This is a genomic window from Enterobacter sp. YSU, from assembly GCF_016082135.1.
Lineage (GTDB): Bacteria > Pseudomonadota > Gammaproteobacteria > Enterobacterales > Enterobacteriaceae > Enterobacter > Enterobacter hormaechei_C.
Genome location: NZ_CP059487.1, coordinates 2,908,254 through 2,924,083, shown reverse-complemented (window position 1 = coordinate 2,924,083; position 15,830 = coordinate 2,908,254). Strand labels below are relative to the sequence as shown.

Here is a 15,830-nt window from a genome sequence, read left to right as displayed (position 1 = left end):
TTTTATCCCGCCTGTTCAACGATGTCTGGGAAAAGTTGGCTCAGTGCGGCAATAGCCTCGTCGTAACCGCTCCGCTCGTGTATTGCCTGATGCAGGAAGGCTTCCAGCGCAGGATACTGGTCTATCGCTCTGTCGAGCAGCGGATCGCTGCCCTTCACGTAAGCGCCTACGCTGACCAGATCCCGGTTACGCTGATAGGTCGACAACAGCTGCTTAAAACGCTGAACCTTGCGGTACTGGACATGCGGAATTAGCTCCGTCATCGCGCGGCTAATAGAGGCTTCAATATCAATAGCAGGATAATGGCCCGCCTCAGCCAGGCGACGAGAAAGCACGATATGGCCATCGAGGATCGCGCGCGCCGAATCGGCGATCGGATCCTGCTGATCGTCCCCTTCGGTCAGAACCGTATAAAAGGCGGTTATCGATCCGCCGCCGCGCATACCGTTACCCGCACGCTCTACCAGTGCGGGCAGACGCGCGAAGACGGACGGTGGATAACCTTTCGTTGCCGGCGGTTCACCGATAGCCAGCGCCACTTCACGCTGCGCCATGGCATAGCGCGTAAGAGAGTCCATTATCAGCAGGACATTCATCCCACGATCGCGGTAATCCTCAGCAATTCGGGTGGCGTAAACCGCACCCTGCATACGCAGGATCGGTGAGACGTCAGCAGGTGCGGCGATCACGACCGCGCGTGAGAGCCCCTCTTCGCCAAGAATGTTCTCGATAAAATCTTTTACTTCACGTCCGCGCTCGCCAATCAGCCCGACGACGATGACGTCGGCGGTGGTGAAACGGGCCATCATGCCGAGCAGCACCGACTTACCGACGCCCGAGCCGGCAAAAAGGCCCATACGCTGTCCCCTGCCAACCGTCAGCAGGCCATTTATTGCCCTCACGCCCACATCGAGCACGGACTTGATGGGATCGCGGTGAAGCGGGTTAAACGAGGGGGTAAACAGGCCGGCTACGGGTTTTCCCGCCGGTGGACGACCATCCAGGGGGCGACCCTGAGCGTCAAGCACGCGCCCCAGCAGGTGTAACCCCACCGGCAGCTGTTTACCCGCTCCCTTATCGGCCTTTGGCGCGTACACGCGCGCGCCGGGAAGAATACCGTCAACATGTTCAAGCGGCATAAGATAGAGCGTCTGACCGTTAAACCCGACCACCTCACACTCGACCGGTAAAATAGCCTGCCCGGTCTGACGTTCAACAATGCACAACGCGCCTATCGGCAGCTTCAGGCCAACGGCCTCCATCACCAGCCCGGTAGCACGCGTCAGCTTGCCGTACTGACGAAAGCGCGGGAGCTCTCCGAGCTTCTCTTCCACCCGATCCATGACCGAGAGCCAGTTTTTTAACTGCTGGCTCATTGGGACAATTCCTCTCGGGCGAGCTGACAGAGAGACTGCCAGCGCGTTTCCATGGTGGCGTCATACTCCACGTCCGGCGTGACCACACGACATCCCCCTGCGGCCAATTGGGGATCGCTTTGTAAGGACCACCCCATTGAGGAGAGCGTCTCACCGATCGCCTGGGAGACCATGGGCAGATCCTGCGGGTTCACATGCAGTTCTGTCGGGCCGTTGAGCAGGGTATCCTGCTTCATTAACTGGCGGATCTGCGCAAGCAGAGCATGGTTATCCGCCACGCTCAGGGTGCCGTACAGCTGCTGTACCGCCGTCAGCGCCAGCTGAACCAGACGTCCGGGAATAAGGCTATCGAGATTCGAAAGCGCAAGCTTGCACTGCGTCACCCATTCTCCAGCCTGGAGCAGTAAAGCCTGCCGTTCGTCACGGGCCTGTTCCAGCCCCTGCGCCAGACCCGCTTCACGCCCCTCCTTCAGCCCGGCCTCATAGCCTTCGCGACGGCCTTCCTCTTTGCCTTGCGCCAATCCCTGAGCAATACCCTGCTGCTCAGCCTGCTTACGCAGGCGTGCCAGCTCGGCCTTAAACTGCGCGTCAGAATGGCCGGTATCCTGCGTCTGCAACGGTACTTCAACCGTTTCGTTTAATAGATCCTCAGGCTGCCAGCTGCGCCACTGAGCGGCGCTATTGGCATCAAACGTAAGCATCGTCGCTGCCTCCAATGATGATTTCCCCTGTCTCCGCAAGGCGACGAACGATGTTCAGAATAGTCTTCTGCTCGGCTTCCACCTGTGACAAACGTACCGGGCCGCGCGATGCCAGATCTTCGGTCATCAGATCCGACTGACGGCGCGACATGTTACGGAAGAACTTGGCCCGCAGCGCTTCGTCTGCTCCTTTGAGGGCGATGATAAGGGTTTCACTTTCCACCTCCTGCAACAGACGCTGGATGCTGCGATCCTCGACATCCACCAGGTTTTCGAACAAGAACATTTCGTCGATAATTTTCTGTGCCAGCTCACTGTCGAAATCGCGAACCGCCTCAATGGCGGCCTCTTCCTGCTGGGATTTCATCAGGTTTAAAATCTCCGCAGCCGGGCGCACCCCACCCATTTTGCTGCGCTTAAGATTCTGACCGTGGAGCAGGCCGTTGAGTACCTCCGTCAGTTCCTGCAACGCGGCGGGCTGAACCCCGCCGAAGGTGGCGATACGCAGCATAATGTCGTTACGTTCACGATCGTCGAATTTGCTCAGGACGTCCGCCGCCTGGTTACGCTTTAAGTGGACCAGGATCGTGGCGATAATTTGCGGGTGTTCTTCACGAATCAGATCGAATACCGCCAGCGGATCCATAAAGTTGAGCGTTTCGATCCCGTTTCCACCCTGGTGGGTATCCAGCAAATCCTCAAGCAGCGTTGACGCACGCTCTTCACCCAGCGCCTTGACCAGCACGCTGCGCAGATACTCGTTCGTGTTAAGGCTCAGCGCGGCATACTCGCTTGAGTCATTTTTAAAGTCGCGCAGCACGGAGGCCATTTGATCGTGGGTAAACCCCGCCATGTTGACCATAGAACTGCTGATGGTCTTCACCTCATGCGCGTTTAGGTGCTTAAAGACTTCGGCGGCCAGGACGTCGCCCAGCGTCAACATAACGATGGCGCTTTTCTCTGCGGCATTCATGATTTGAGCTCCTGATTCATCCACTGACGAATAACCAGCGCAATAACCCGCGGCTCTTGTTCCGCCAGTTCGCGCAGCTGCTGACTGTTAAGTTCCGTATCCACACGCTGCTGAGCGCGGTCACGCGCATCCTTTTCGGACGCTTTCTTGCGGGCGGCCAGCTCTTCCTGACGCGCCTCTTTTTCCATTTCCATGCGGCGCAGGCTGGTTTCCTGATGGCGGATCCAGGCCGGATGAACAAGCTTACGCCACATAACCCAGGCGATAATCGCAATAACCAGATAACGCGCAATCGCCATCATCAACTGATAAAACTTATCCTGTTTCCAGAATGGCGGGAGTTCCTCTTCCTCAACCCCGTTAAACGGCGAGTTCAAAATATTGACGCTATCGCCGCGTGAGGCCGTATAGCCGACAGCCTCCTTAACCAGAGCATTAATACGGTTCAGTTCAGCCTCACTCAGCGGACCCGGCTTGCCCTCAGCGCCTTGCGGCAGATGGTTTATCACCACCGCGACTGAAAGACGATCGATGCGCCCCATGGCATTTTTAATGTGGGTTAGCGTGCGATCGACCTCAAAATTGGTGGTCTCATCGTTGTGATTGTTGTAGGGCTGTGAACGGTCATTTCCGGTACCAGCGGTACTGGTTTGAGCGGCAGGCTTGTTAAGCGGCTGCGTAAGTGGCGCAGTGGCAGGCGCTGGCGGCTGATTCGTCAGCGCGCCCGGTACGCCGCCATTGCCGCGTCCATTACCCTGCTCGGACTGGCTCGTCTGGCGGCTTCGAATCACCATTTTTTGCGGATCGGCGTTGGGCTGATACTGCTCCTGCGTCTGCTCCTGCTGGGTAAAATCAATCTGCGCCGTGACCTGGGCGCGAATATTTTTGCTGCCCACCAGCGGCGCCAGGATTCGCTGGATGCGCTGCTGGTAATCACTTTCGATCTCACTGGTGTACTTCAGCTGTGACGTTTGCAGGCCGCGCAAACCACTTTGGGTGAGCAGCTCACCCCGCTGATCGACGATAGTGACATTTTCTGCCGTCAGCCCCGTCACGGCGCTGGAAATCAGATGGGTAATGGCAATGACCTGTCCTTCATCCAGGGTACGCCCCTGAATCAGGTTGACGGTAACGGAAGCCGTTGGCTGTTTTTGCTCACGCACAAACATCGTCTGCTTGGGTGTGGCAAGATGAACGCGCGCCGATCTGATCGGCCCCAGGTTTTCAATAGTACGCGCCAGCTCTCCCTCAAGCGCCCGCTGATAATTAACCTGTTCGCTAAACTGGCTAATACCAAACTTTTCCTTATCCAGCAGTTCAAACCCTACGGAGCCGCCTTTTGGCAACCCCTGTTGGGCCAGCTTCATACGCACTTCATGGACCTGTCCTTCAGGAACCAGAATAGCGCCACCCGGCGCGTCGATGCGGTAAGGGACATTCATCTGCGACAGCTGGGCAACAATGGCCCCACCGTCTTCATCACTGATATTGCTAAACAACACGCGATAGCCTGGCTCTTTTGCCCAGAACATAAGCGCAATTAATACCGATACGGCAGCCGCGGCGCAAATGACCAGCGATAGCTTCGGGCTGGCGCGAAGCCATGACAGAGCCGATTTAATTCGGTCAGCCGGATTATTCGTTAAATCATTTAATGTGGCACTCATGCCGTGATCCTGTAAGAAATAGCACGCACAATAATGCGCGTCAGCGCCTGTGATATCGCAGGGCTGATAACGACGATTTCAAATTAAGAGAAATTTTCAGGCGGGCATTATCGTCTGAAAGGCCGATTTTTTAAGGATAAATAAGCTTAAAGTAATGTTCGCTTATTGGATTTTATGGCCATTTTGCCTACGTGTTAAACTATCAACGTTTAAAAGATATGTAATAAATGTGTGCTTTTCCCTTATTAATTCAGGAAGTCAACAATGTCAGCAACTTTAATGCGTGGCGTACTCGATCAAATTAACACTCAGTCACAGCAAATAGCCGGCATGAGCCGAAACCAGCCTGCCGCGCTGAAAAACACGCCGTCGTTCTCTGACATTTTATTCAATAGTATCAATGAAATTAATGAAACTCAGGTTAACGCGAAAGAAATGACGCAGCAGTGGATGTCTGGCAGTAGCGATATTGGATTAAATGACGTAATGCTGGCAATGCAGAAGTCCTCAATTTCTTTTAGCTTCGGTGTGCAAGCGCGCAATAAAATGCTCAGTGCCTACCAGGAAATCATGAATACCCCGGTATAAGGCCTCGCCCTGTCTATGAGTGAATTTAAAGACATTCCCGTGCGCTTATCGCCAAATAAGCTTACGTTATCCGATTCTGAATTACAGCGTATTGGGCAACTGATCTATCGCCGCGCCGGGATTGTAGTCAACGCACAAAAACGAGAGATGATTTTTAATCGTTTATCACGGCGGCTACGGGCGCTGGGGATTGACACATTTCTTGAGTACATCAGCATTCTGGAATCCCACAGCGAGCATCCGGAATGGCAGAACTTTGTCAACGCGCTGACAACCAATCTGACCTCTTTCTTTCGCGAAACCTACCACTTCCCGGTGCTCGCAGAACACGCCCGTCAGCGGCCCAACGGCTACCGCGTCTGGTGTACCGCCGCTTCCACCGGGGAAGAACCTTGCTCCATCGCCATGACGCTGGACGAGACTCTGGGGAGCGCGACGGGAGGGCCACGCGTCTGGGCCTCTGACATCGATACCGAGGTGCTGGCCAAAGCGGAGGCAGGGGTATACCGCATGTCCGACCTACACTCGCTGACCCTGGTGCAAAAACGCCACTATTTTTTGCGCGGCTCGGGTGAGAACAGCGATCGGGTGAAGGTAAAGCCAGAACTGCTGGCCGCTATTCACTATCAGCGGCTCAACTTGCTGGACAACAGCTGGCCGCTGCCCGGACCGTTTGACGCCATCTTTTGCCGCAACGTGATGATCTATTTCGATGCGCCGACGCAGAAGCGTCTGCTTGAGCGCTTTGCCCGCATGCTGAAGCCAGACGGCCTGCTGTTTGTTGGTCACTCTGAACATTTTAATCATCCGCACATTCCACTCAGGCTTCGCGGCCAGTCGGTGTATGAACTTACGGAGGCCTTACGGTGAAACGGATACGGGTGCTGACAGTTGATGATTCTGCGCTCATGCGCAACATCCTGAGCGCAGTGATCAATCAACAGCCAGATATGGAGATGGTCGGCACCGCGCCAGACCCGCTGATCGCACGCGAGATGATTAAGCAGTTGAACCCCGACGTGCTGACGCTGGATATCGACATGCCGAAAATGGATGGGCTGGAGTTTCTCTCCCGTTTGATGCGCCTTCGTCCAATGCCGGTGGTGATGATCTCCTCGATGACCACCCGAGGCTCGAAGGCGACAATGGCCGCGCTGGAACACGGCGCCGTCGATTTTTTGGCCAAACCCGATCAGCGTATCGCCGGAAATCTGGAACTGTGGGGTGTGCAGGTCGCAGAGAAGATCCGCATTGCCGCGAAGGCAAAACTGGGACGTCAGGCTGAAGTGGCCTCGCCGATACTGCGGGGCATTACCGTGGATCCGCAAAGCATTGTGGCGATTGGCTCCTCGACCGGCGGGACGGAGGCGCTGCGCCAGGTATTAACGCCGCTGCCAGCCAGCGTCCCCGGCATCGTCATCGCCCAGCATATGCCTGCTGGATTTACCCGCTCCTTCGCCCAGCGTCTTGATTCACTTTGCCAGATAAAGGTGCATGAAGCGGATGACGGCGATCCGGTACTTCCGGGTACGGCATTGATCGCCCCCGGCGACAAGCATATGGAGATCGTCCGTCACGGAAAAGGGTACGCCGTCAGGCTGACCGACGCGCCCCCCGTCAACCGTCATCGCCCGTCTGTAGACGTTCTCTTTAACTCCGTTGCACAGCTGGTGGGCGCACATGCCAGCGCCGCCATCCTTACCGGAATGGGAGCCGACGGCGCACGTGGGTTGCTGGCGTTGCGGGAGTCGGGCGCGTTTACCCTCGCTCAGAGCGAAGCGAGCTGCGTGGTGTTCGGTATGCCTCGCGAAGCGATTGCCCTTGGCGCTGCCCGAGAAATCGTCGATCTCAATAAAATTAGCCAGCGTCTGCTGGAAAGTTTCAGCCATAAACCACGACGTTCAGGAGAGAACACACATGTCGGATAAAAACCTGCGTTTTTTGGTGGTGGACGATTTTGCCACCATGAGACGTATCGTACGTAACCTGCTTCAGGATCTGGGCTATTCAAATATTGAAGAGGCGGAAGATGGCCAGGACGCGCTGAACAAGCTGCGCGCCGGTGAGTTTGATTTCGTTGTGAGCGACTGGAATATGCCCAACCTTGATGGCCTTGAGCTGCTGAAAACCATTCGCCTCGACCCGGCGATGTCAAAGCTGCCGGTACTGATGGTTACTGCGGAAGCAAAGCGCGAAAACATTATCGCCGCCGCGCAGGCGGGTGCCAACGGTTACATCGTTAAACCGTTTACTGCCGCCACGCTGGAAGAAAAGCTTGGCAAAATTTTTGAAAAACTCGGGTGAATACTATGACCACTCAGCCTGGCGAGATCGCGGAACCGCCAAAGGATCTCTTTTTGCGTATCGGTCAATTAACCCGGCTGCTGCGCGACAGTATGGCAAATCTTGGCCTGGAGCAGGCCATTAAAGAAGTCGCGGACGCGTTCCCCAACACGCGTGACCGTCTCAACTACGTTGTTGGCAAAACGTCTCAGGCCGCCGATCGCGCGCTGACGGCCGTCGAGGTGGCACGACCGCTCCAGGAAAGATTAGGTGAAAATGCCGGTAAGCTTACTGAACGGTGGGACGCCTGGTTTGAAGAGCCACAGCCGCTTGACGAGGCGCGAGAACTGGTGAAAGAGACACGTACCTTTCTGCTGGACGTGCCGGCCACCGCTCAGCAAACCAACCAGCAGCTCACCGAAATAATGATGGCGCAAGACTTCCAGGATCTCACCGGCCAGGTGCTGCAAAGCCTGATGCAGGTGATTCAGACCGTCGAAACCGAGCTGATCAGCGTGCTGGTTGAAAACATGCGCGAACGTGACGCGGGTATCGAACAGAGCGGTGACGCCCATCTCAAGAACGGCCCGCAGATTGATACCAGCGTCGCCGGGATTGTCGCCTCTCAGGAACAGGTGGATGACCTGCTGGAGTCGCTGGGCTTTTGATGACCCCAGGCCAACACTATGTCTGAAGAGAGCGAGAGCGACAAAACAGAAGACCCCACACCCCACCGAAAACAGAAAGCGCGGGAGGAAGGTCAGGTTCCGCGTTCACGCGAGCTGACCACCCTTGCCATGCTTCTGGTGGGCTGGGGGCTTATCGTCGGCGCAGGTAGCCATCTGGCGACGCAGCTTGAATCTATTCTGCACAACGGGCTGACCTTTGATCGACTGCTGATCCACGACCCGCAGAATATGTTACATCGTGCAGCCTCGCTGTTGAGCATGGCTTTTCTCGCCATTCTGCCCTTCGCCGGCGGGCTGTACGTGACCGCAATAACGGCACCGTCGATTATCGGCGGCCTGAACGCAAGCAGTAAGGCGCTAAAGGTTAATCTTAAAAAACTTAATCCCGTCACCGGTATCAAGCGTCTTTTCTCTGCCCAAATGGTATCAGAGATGATCAAAAGCATCCTCAAGGTGCTGTTGGCCGCCACGGGGGGAGGACTGTTTTTACTGCTCAATAAAAGCAGGTTCATCAATCTAATGTATGAACCGTTGGGCGGCGCGCTAAACGACATCAGCAACCTGCTGATTGGCTGCATGCTGTACGTGATTTTGTCACTGATCCCCATGGTGGCCTTCGACGTGATTTATCAGCTCTGGAGCAACTTTAAGAAGCTGAGAATGAGCCGCCAGGAGATAAAGGATGAATTTAAAAACCAGGAAGGTGACCCGCACATTAAGGGTCGCGTCAGGCAGATTCAGCGCCAGATGGCACAAAGCCGCATGATGGCCGAGGTGCCCACCGCCGATGTGGTCGTCAACAACCCGACCCACTATTCCGTGGCGCTGAAGTACCAGGAAGGCACCATGGGCGCACCGATCGTCGTCGCAAGCGGCAGTGGACTTATTGCCCTGCGCATCCGCGAGATGGCTGAAGAAAATCGGGTTCCGATGCTGGAAGCGCCACCGCTGGCGCGTGCGCTTTACCGGCACTGCGAGCCGGGTCAGCCGGTGCCCGGTGAATTATATAACGCTGTTGCCGAAGTCCTGGCCTGGGTATATAGCCTGCGCCGGTGGCGTAAAGGCTTTGGCTTGCGCCCAACAGAACCTAAAGATTTGCCGGTTCCCCCGGCGCTCGATTTTGCACAAGAGAGTAAAGAGTAATGGCTAATATCGCCACCAAATTACGTTTGCCCGGCATCAAGGAGACCCAGTGGCAGGTACTGGCCGGTCCAGTCCTGATCATGACGATCCTTGCGATGATGATCCTGCCGCTGCCAACCTTCGTGTTGGACTTGCTGTTTACCTTTAATATTGTACTGGCGATCATGATCCTTCTGGTCGCCATGTTTACCCAGAATACGCTGGAGTTTTCCGCCTTCCCGACGGTACTGCTCTTCTCAACGCTGCTTCGCCTGGCGCTAAACGTCGCCTCAACGCGCGTTATCCTGATGCACGGCCATAACGGCGCTGACGCCGCGGGCCAGGTCATCGAAGCGTTCGGCCACTTCCTGGTAGGCGGCAACTTTGCCATCGGCATTGTCGTTTTTATCATATTGATAATTATAAACTTTATGGTCATCACCAAGGGGGCCGGGCGTATTGCAGAAGTGGGCGCTCGCTTTACCCTTGACGGTATGCCCGGTAAACAAATGGCAATCGATGCCGACCTGAACGCCGGTCTGATCGGCGAGGAGGAGGCCAAACGCCGTCGAAAAGAGGTGACTCAGGAGGCAGATTTTTACGGCTCCATGGACGGTGCGAGCAAATTTGTGCGTGGCGATGCCATCGCAGGCCTGCTGATCATGGCAATAAACATTATCGGTGGCCTGATTATCGGCGTAATGCAGCATGATATGAGCCTCAGCGCAGCGGGAGAAGCCTACACGCTGTTGACCATCGGTGACGGCCTGGTTGCGCAGATCCCTGGTCTTGTGATCTCCACCGCGGCAGGTGTCGTTGTAACGCGTGTGGTCAACGAGCAGGACGTAGGCGAGCAGATGGTCGGCCAGCTGTTTACCTCGCCTCGCGTGCTTGCCCTCTCTGCGGCCGTAATTGGTTTGCTGGGGCTAATCCCAGGCATGCCCAATCTGGTCTTTTTACTCTTTACCTCCTCACTTTTAGGCATTGCATGGTGGCTGCGGGGCCAGGAAGGTAAGGCGAAAAAAACGGGCGCCGCCCCCTCCGCCCCTACCCGAGCTGAAGCTGACGTGGCGCAGGTTAATGAAGCGACATGGTCTGACGTACAGATGGAAGATGTACTGGGGCTGGAGGTTGGCTATCGACTGATCCCTATGGTCGATCATGAACAGCAGGGCCAGCTGTTAACCCGCGTACGGGGTATTCGTAAGAAGTTCGCGCAGCAGATGGGCTTTCTGCCGCCAGCAGTTCATATTCGCGATAATCTCGACCTGCCGCCGACTCACTATCGTATTCTGCTAAAAGGGGTGACGATTGGTAAAGGCGAGGTCCAGCCCGATCGCTGGATGGCGATCGATCCAGGCTGTGCTGAGGGAGAAGTGCCCGGTACGCCCTGTAAAGAACCAACCTTTGGACTTCCCGCTCTATGGATCGATGAAGTCCATCGCGAGCTGGCGCAGACGCTGGGCTATACCGTAGTCGATCCATGTTCCGTCGTCGCTACGCACCTGAACCACCTTATCAGCACCCACACGGACGAACTTTTCGGTCGCCAGGAGGCGCAGCAGCTGCTTGACCAGCTCACCAAACAGTCGCCGAAGCTGATAGAGGATTTGATCCCCGGGGTAATCAGCCTGACCACGCTGCACAAAGTACTGCAAAATCTGCTCTCCGAGCGCGTGCCGATCCGCGATATGCGGACCATCATCGACACGCTGGCTGAGTATGCCACTCCTCAGTCTGACGCTGACGAGTTGACGGCCCGCGTGCGCGCTCGCCTCTCCCGGGCGATTACGCAGCAGTGGTTCCCTGGCGACGACGATATCCAAATAATCGGCCTTGATATGTCACTTGAGCAGTTGCTGGTACAGGCAACCCAGAGCGGAAGCGCTATCGAGCCGGGAATTGCCGAGAATTTAATGAAACAGACCGAGCAGGCGTTGCAGCATCAGGAAGCGCTGGGTGCGCCGCCGGTTCTGCTGGTGAACCCGGCGCTGCGTTTGATGCTGTCCCGCTATCTTCGTCGCATCTTCCCTCAGCTTGCAGTGCTCTCCAGCCAGGAGATAAACACTCAGCGCAACGTGAGAATGACGTATCTCATTGGAGGTAAATCGTGATAAGAGCCGCCTTGCTTGTTCTGCTGCTTGCGCCACCGGCGTTTGCTGCGGACGGTTCATGGAGCAGCCATAGTTTTGGCGGCACGCTGTCGCGCGGCAAGCAGGTACTGAAAAGTCGTCCAGTTCAGCCCGCCGCCCCCCTTCCGAAAGGGGTTACGCCGACGCATCTGCTGTGGAAGATTACACCGGACGGCCCCACGCCGCCGGGCTTTCGCATTCGCGTCTGTAGCAGCCTGCGCTGTCTGATGCTCAGGGAACTGGCGGGCGAAATCCCGTTGCCAGCGGGTTTCCCGGCCGCGGGCCCCTTTCGCTTTGAGTATCAGTCGGTAGCGCGCGGCGAAATGACGCCGCCGCTGACAATACTGAAAAATGAAATCACAATAAGGTATCGCTGCAAGGGGCCATCGGCGCCTTAAGAGAGGTTCTGACAAACGGTACCGCTCTGGCGATATCCTGCCTTAAACCTCAGCACCTCATTTATCCCGCCCAGCGCCCCCTCACATGCCAGCGCCAGCGTCATCAGCATCGTCTCATCCTCCTGCGCCGATAACATCTCCATCCCTACCGGCAGCCCGATACGGCTTACGCCACAGGGCAACGTAATGGCAGGCAGGCCGCTGATGGCGGCCAGTTCCGGCGCGCAGCCTGGCGGCATCTTCGCCATACTTTCTGGTAATCGTTGTACGGTGGGATACACAAATCCGTCGATGCGCTGCACCTCCGCCACCTGGCAAAGGTTCTGCCGCAACAGGCGCTGAAAGCGACGCCCCGCCAGCCAGAGCGGGGTTTTCAGCGTGTTACTCGCCAGCATCTGACGTAGAAACGGCGCAAACTCTGGCAGGAAAGCGCCGGAGTCCACAATGCTTGTCAGTCCGGAGGGAGCGCCAGGCTGTTTGCTAAGCCAGTCGTCAATCGCCACGCGAAATTCATACAGACTGAGGCAGGTGGCCTGCCTCACCTCTTCAAGGAAGGGGAGTGAAACCTCCACCAGCGTCGCTCCGGCACGGCGCAACGTGTGCAGCGCCGACTGCCAGACCTCCAGCTGTACCTCATCCTCTCCCTGTAACGCGGTCACCACGCCAAAGCGAACGCCTTTCAGCGAACGCACAGGAAGCGCAACCGGCGGCAGGCCATGGATCACCGCATGCAGCAAGGCGGCATCCTCAACGCTATGTACCATTGGCCCAACGGTATCTTTGCTGGGCGAGAGCGGCGCCACGCCGTCCAGCTGTGAACGGCGAAAGGCAGGCCGTAGCCCCACCAGCCCGGTATAGCTACAGGGAATGCGGATAGAGCCGCCGGTATCGGTACCCAATGCGCCATCCGCCATTCCAGCCGCCACCGCCGCGGCGCATCCTCCGCTGGAACCTCCGGCGGTGAGTGTCGGGCAAAGTGGATTCGCCACATCACCCCCCAGCGAGCTACGCGAGCGCACATCGAACGCGAACTCGGACATATTGGCCCTGGCAAGAATAATCGCCCCCGCTCTGCGCAATCGCTGCACGACCCGAGCATCCGCTGTCGCGTTAAGTGAGGCCAGCGCACGGCAGCCAAGGGTGATCGGCATCGGCGCGCAGGCAATATTATCTTTGACGATCAGCGGCACGCCGTGCAGGGGGCCGATCGGCTCTCCACGCCGACGCTGCTGCTGATGCTGTTCCGCCTGAGACATGGCGTCAGGGTTAACCCCGAGGATCGCGTTGAGCGCCCGGTGCTGCTGTATGACGTCGAGACGGCGGGCAATTTCCTCCGGACAGTCGTCTGGCGGTATCAGGCGCTTCATAGTCTCAGGCTCCCCGTGCTGAAAACCGGGCAGAAGGCTGCCCGGGATACGTTTTAGTCCCGCATGCCGGTAGTAATGGCATCAATGTCCTGCGGACGCAGACGAATTTCCGCCGCCCGTCGGTGCCCCTGCATCCCCTCGGTACGGCTCTGGCGGATCGCCGGTTCTGCGATTGCCGGGATACCCTGCTCGTCAATCCACTGATGGGTACAGATTTTGACGTATGCCCCTACCCACAGACCGCCGGTATAGCGTGCCGCCGCCATCGTCGGTAACGTATGGTTGGTGCCGCAGCATTTATCGGAGAACACCACGCTGGCGTTCTGACCAATAAACAGCGAGCCATAGTTGCGGATCTTCGCTGCCGTCGCGTGCGGATCGCGGGTATGCACCTGCAAATGCTCCGTCGCCATATGGTCAGCAAACGCAATCAGCTGCGCTTCATCTTCGCAGAGCACAATCTCACCCTGCCGACGCCACGCCTCGCCCGCCGTGGCGGCCGTTGGCAGAGTCGCAAGCTGACGCTCAACCTCAGCCAGGGTACGCTCAGCGATATCCCGGCTGGTTGTCGCCAGCCCGACGCGGGTATGAATATCGTGCTCTGCCTGCGCCAGCATATCGGCGGCCAGAATGCGCGGATCGGCGCTGTCGTCGGCGATAGTGAAAATCTCGCTCGGCCCGGCGAGGGCATCAATGCCGACTCGACCAAACACCTGGCGTTTCGCTTCGTTAACGAAGGCGTTGCCTGGCCCAACGATTTTGTCCACCGACGGGATGCTCTCCGTTCCCCAGGCCATAGCCGCAATGGCCTGCGCGCCGCCAACTTTGAAAATGCGGTGCGCGCCCGCCAGATGGCAAACGGCAATCATCGCCGGATGGGCGCCCGGGGGCAGACAGGCGATAATCTGTTCACAGCCCGCCACCGTCGCAGGAACAATCGACATCACGGGTGCGGAGAGAATCGGATACCGTCCGCCCGGCACGTAGCAGCCCACCGTCTGCACCGGGATGATCCGGTGACCGAGATGCACGCCAGGCAGCGTCTCTACCTCCAGCGGCAGCATGGTCGCCAGCTGCGCCTGCGCAAAACGACGCACCTGATTAATGGCAAACTCACTGTCGCGGCGCGTCTGGGCATCCATCCCCTCCAGTGCTTCGGCAATCTCCTGCTCGCTCACCTCAAACTGCGCTGGTACGACATGATCAAACTGCTGCGAAAAGGCTCTTAGCGCCGTATCGCCCTCGGCTTTCACGCGCTCGATAATGGCGCTGACCTTCTCCGTCAGGGAACGATCGGCCTGCGCATCCTGCCCCTGCGGACGCTTAATCCAGCTCACCTGATTTAACATTTACGCGTCCTCCATCTGGCCGAGTTTGATCTGCGCCAGCAGCGCCAGATGGTCATAAACCACCCACTCATCAACAATTTTTCCGTTGACGATGTGGTAGTGCGACATGCCCATCACGAACAGTCGTTCTCCGGACGGCTTGCCGAGTTCGCCGTAACCCAGGTGATGTCCTTCGATAATCCAGCGTACGGCCACTTTGACGCCGCCTTCATCGCACGGGTTGGAACAAATATGCTGCGGCAGCCACGCGCCGTCAGGGATCATCCCCACCAGCGCCAGCGTCTGATGGGTTACCGCCGCGGTGCCGTACAGCTCTTTCATCAGCGGACCGTGCCACTGTACGTTAGGCGCATACACTTCTTTGATCTTGCCAAACATCCGGCGGTTGTAGATCTCATGCAGCCAGCGCAGGCACTGCTCCTCCGTATCGGTGTGCGCAATGGAAACATCGCACTCCATCTCCGGCGGATATTGCCCCAGCATGCGGCCGTTTTCGCCGATGTCCATCACGCGGAAGCCTTTATCGAACTGCTCCTTTGCCATATTAAATGCGATTTGATCGGTATTCAGGCCAAGCTGTTTCATCAGTGACATATTGTCGCTGACCACCCACTCCCGATAAATTTTATTCTCGTGGATCATGCAATCCGCCACGGTACGCGTCACAAACGTACGGTTCGTCGGTTTGCCTAAATGGCTGTACTGGGTATGCCGCCCGCTTCCCGTCACCAGGTGAGAGGTATAAAAACCGTCAACATCATTTCCGTTCCAGATAACCTGAGTTGCCATTCCGCGCCGTTCCGGGAAGGCAATTAAGCGTTGCAGCGTATCCTGCACCACCTGTTCGCGGTTATAGAGTGTCCCCAGCGCGTTATACAGCACGCAGTTATGGGTATAGTGAGAATAAATTAAGCCGACATCGCGCTCGTCCCATATTTTATGGGTGCAGCGAACGATATAATCGACAATATCGGTATAGCAGTCATCAAAGCCGCGTAATGATTGCACGCGCGGTCTTTTTTCCGGTACCAGATCGACAAAATCACGACGCTCCACCTGTAATACAGGTTCCTCTTTCAGCGATTTCACGCTGCTTTTTTCGGGTACGGCTGGTGCTTTATTTGTTGCTTCGGTGGAAGACATATAAACTCCTGCTCTGTTTTCAGACAATAAGAACCCGCACCC

15 protein-coding genes are annotated in these 15,830 nt (G+C 56.9%); 8 read left to right on the top strand and 7 right to left on the bottom strand.

Annotated features, from left to right (window positions below; translation table 11 throughout):
* Window positions 1-2: 2 nt before the first annotated feature.
* Genes fliI through fliF form a run of 4 tightly spaced genes read right to left on the bottom strand, consistent with a single transcriptional unit; the run spans window position 3 to window position 4,717 of the window.
* Window positions 3-1,376 carry a flagellar protein export ATPase FliI gene (gene fliI, locus H2Z33_RS14170; RefSeq protein ID WP_063134908.1) on the bottom strand — a complete coding sequence of 458 codons (1,374 nt, stop codon included), beginning with the start codon at window positions 1,374-1,376 and terminating at the stop codon, window positions 3-5.
* Window positions 1,373-2,077: a flagellar assembly protein FliH gene (locus H2Z33_RS14165; protein WP_063134907.1), complete on the bottom strand. Its 705-nt coding sequence runs from the start codon at window positions 2,075-2,077 to the stop codon at window positions 1,373-1,375. The genes fliI and H2Z33_RS14165 overlap by 4 nt, the downstream gene beginning before the upstream one ends.
* Window positions 2,064-3,050, bottom strand: coding sequence for a flagellar motor switch protein FliG (gene fliG / locus H2Z33_RS14160; RefSeq protein ID WP_015571619.1), 987 nt, complete (start codon window positions 3,048-3,050; stop codon window positions 2,064-2,066). The genes H2Z33_RS14165 and fliG overlap by 14 nt, the downstream gene beginning before the upstream one ends.
* Window positions 3,047-4,717, bottom strand: a complete 1,671-nt coding sequence (gene fliF / locus H2Z33_RS14155; protein ID WP_032669355.1) for a flagellar basal-body MS-ring/collar protein FliF — start codon at window positions 4,715-4,717, stop codon at window positions 3,047-3,049. Before fliF ends, fliG begins: the two co-directional genes overlap by 4 nt.
* Window positions 4,718-4,981: 264 nt before the next feature.
* On the opposite strand from fliF, the gene fliE reads away from it, so the two are divergent.
* The 8 genes from fliE to H2Z33_RS14115 are packed head-to-tail and all read left to right on the top strand — an operon-like array spanning window position 4,982 to window position 11,929.
* Entirely contained in the window at window positions 4,982-5,305 is a 324-nt protein-coding gene (gene fliE, locus H2Z33_RS14150) for a flagellar hook-basal body complex protein FliE (protein ID WP_020480519.1), read from the top strand.
* Between the two features lie 15 nt (window positions 5,306-5,320).
* Window positions 5,321-6,175 carry a CheR family methyltransferase gene (locus H2Z33_RS14145; protein WP_015571622.1) on the top strand — a complete coding sequence of 285 codons (855 nt, stop codon included), beginning with the start codon at window positions 5,321-5,323 and terminating at the stop codon, window positions 6,173-6,175.
* Window positions 6,172-7,233 carry a protein-glutamate methylesterase/protein-glutamine glutaminase gene (locus H2Z33_RS14140; protein ID WP_017692814.1) on the top strand — a complete coding sequence of 354 codons (1,062 nt, stop codon included), beginning with the start codon at window positions 6,172-6,174 and terminating at the stop codon, window positions 7,231-7,233. Before H2Z33_RS14145 ends, H2Z33_RS14140 begins: the two co-directional genes overlap by 4 nt.
* Window positions 7,223-7,609: a chemotaxis response regulator CheY gene (gene cheY / locus H2Z33_RS14135; RefSeq protein ID WP_015571623.1), complete on the top strand. Its 387-nt coding sequence runs from the start codon at window positions 7,223-7,225 to the stop codon at window positions 7,607-7,609. The genes H2Z33_RS14140 and cheY overlap by 11 nt, the downstream gene beginning before the upstream one ends.
* 5 nt (window positions 7,610-7,614) lie before the next feature.
* Window positions 7,615-8,256 carry a protein phosphatase CheZ gene (gene cheZ, locus H2Z33_RS14130; protein WP_015571624.1) on the top strand — a complete coding sequence of 214 codons (642 nt, stop codon included), beginning with the start codon at window positions 7,615-7,617 and terminating at the stop codon, window positions 8,254-8,256.
* An 18-nt stretch (window positions 8,257-8,274) separates the two neighbouring features.
* A complete protein-coding gene (gene flhB / locus H2Z33_RS14125) occupies window positions 8,275-9,420 on the top strand; it encodes a flagellar biosynthesis protein FlhB (protein ID WP_063134906.1) in 1,146 nt (381 codons plus the stop codon).
* Complete coding sequence (flhA, locus tag H2Z33_RS14120; protein ID WP_032654696.1) at window positions 9,420-11,513, top strand: flagellar biosynthesis protein FlhA; 2,094 nt, start codon at window positions 9,420-9,422, stop codon at window positions 11,511-11,513. The genes flhB and flhA overlap by 1 nt, the downstream gene beginning before the upstream one ends.
* A complete protein-coding gene (locus H2Z33_RS14115; RefSeq protein ID WP_372673299.1) occupies window positions 11,510-11,929 on the top strand; it encodes a flagellar protein FlhE in 420 nt (139 codons plus the stop codon). Before flhA ends, H2Z33_RS14115 begins: the two co-directional genes overlap by 4 nt.
* Here H2Z33_RS14115 and H2Z33_RS14110 read toward each other — a convergent pair.
* The 3 genes from H2Z33_RS14110 to H2Z33_RS14100 are packed head-to-tail and all read right to left on the bottom strand — an operon-like array spanning window position 11,926 to window position 15,788.
* Window positions 11,926-13,296: an amidase gene (locus H2Z33_RS14110; protein WP_015571627.1), complete on the bottom strand. Its 1,371-nt coding sequence runs from the start codon at window positions 13,294-13,296 to the stop codon at window positions 11,926-11,928. The two genes, H2Z33_RS14115 and H2Z33_RS14110, sit on opposite strands and share 4 nt — an antisense overlap.
* Before the next feature lie 53 nt (window positions 13,297-13,349).
* Entirely contained in the window at window positions 13,350-14,645 is a 1,296-nt protein-coding gene (gene hisD / locus H2Z33_RS14105; protein ID WP_063134904.1) for a histidinol dehydrogenase, read from the bottom strand.
* Window positions 14,646-15,788, bottom strand: a complete 1,143-nt coding sequence (locus tag H2Z33_RS14100) for an ester cyclase (protein WP_063134903.1) — start codon at window positions 15,786-15,788, stop codon at window positions 14,646-14,648. It abuts the gene before it with no gap.
* Window positions 15,789-15,830: the final 42 nt, after the last annotated feature.

Bases quoted from the DNA above. Each gene is read 5' to 3' on its own strand.
- fliI (WP_063134908.1), bottom strand. From the start codon at position 1,376: ATGAGCCAGCAGTTAAAAAACTGGCTCTCGGTCATGGATCGGGTGGAA.
- H2Z33_RS14165 (WP_063134907.1), bottom strand. From the start codon at position 2,077: ATGCTTACGTTTGATGCCAATAGCGCCGCTCAGTGGCGCAGCTGGCAG.
- fliG (WP_015571619.1), bottom strand. From the start codon at position 3,050: ATGAATGCCGCAGAGAAAAGCGCCATCGTTATGTTGACGCTGGGCGAC.
- fliF (WP_032669355.1), bottom strand. From the start codon at position 4,717: ATGAGTGCCACATTAAATGATTTAACGAATAATCCGGCTGACCGAATT.
- fliE (WP_020480519.1), top strand. From the start codon at position 4,982: ATGTCAGCAACTTTAATGCGTGGCGTACTCGATCAAATTAACACTCAG.
- H2Z33_RS14145 (WP_015571622.1), top strand. From the start codon at position 5,321: ATGAGTGAATTTAAAGACATTCCCGTGCGCTTATCGCCAAATAAGCTT.
- cheY (WP_015571623.1), top strand. From the start codon at position 7,223: ATGTCGGATAAAAACCTGCGTTTTTTGGTGGTGGACGATTTTGCCACC.
- cheZ (WP_015571624.1), top strand. From the start codon at position 7,615: ATGACCACTCAGCCTGGCGAGATCGCGGAACCGCCAAAGGATCTCTTT.
- flhB (WP_063134906.1), top strand. From the start codon at position 8,275: ATGTCTGAAGAGAGCGAGAGCGACAAAACAGAAGACCCCACACCCCAC.
- flhA (WP_032654696.1), top strand. From the start codon at position 9,420: ATGGCTAATATCGCCACCAAATTACGTTTGCCCGGCATCAAGGAGACC.
- H2Z33_RS14110 (WP_015571627.1), bottom strand. From the start codon at position 13,296: ATGAAGCGCCTGATACCGCCAGACGACTGTCCGGAGGAAATTGCCCGC.
- hisD (WP_063134904.1), bottom strand. From the start codon at position 14,645: ATGTTAAATCAGGTGAGCTGGATTAAGCGTCCGCAGGGGCAGGATGCG.
- H2Z33_RS14100 (WP_063134903.1), bottom strand. From the start codon at position 15,788: ATGTCTTCCACCGAAGCAACAAATAAAGCACCAGCCGTACCCGAAAAA.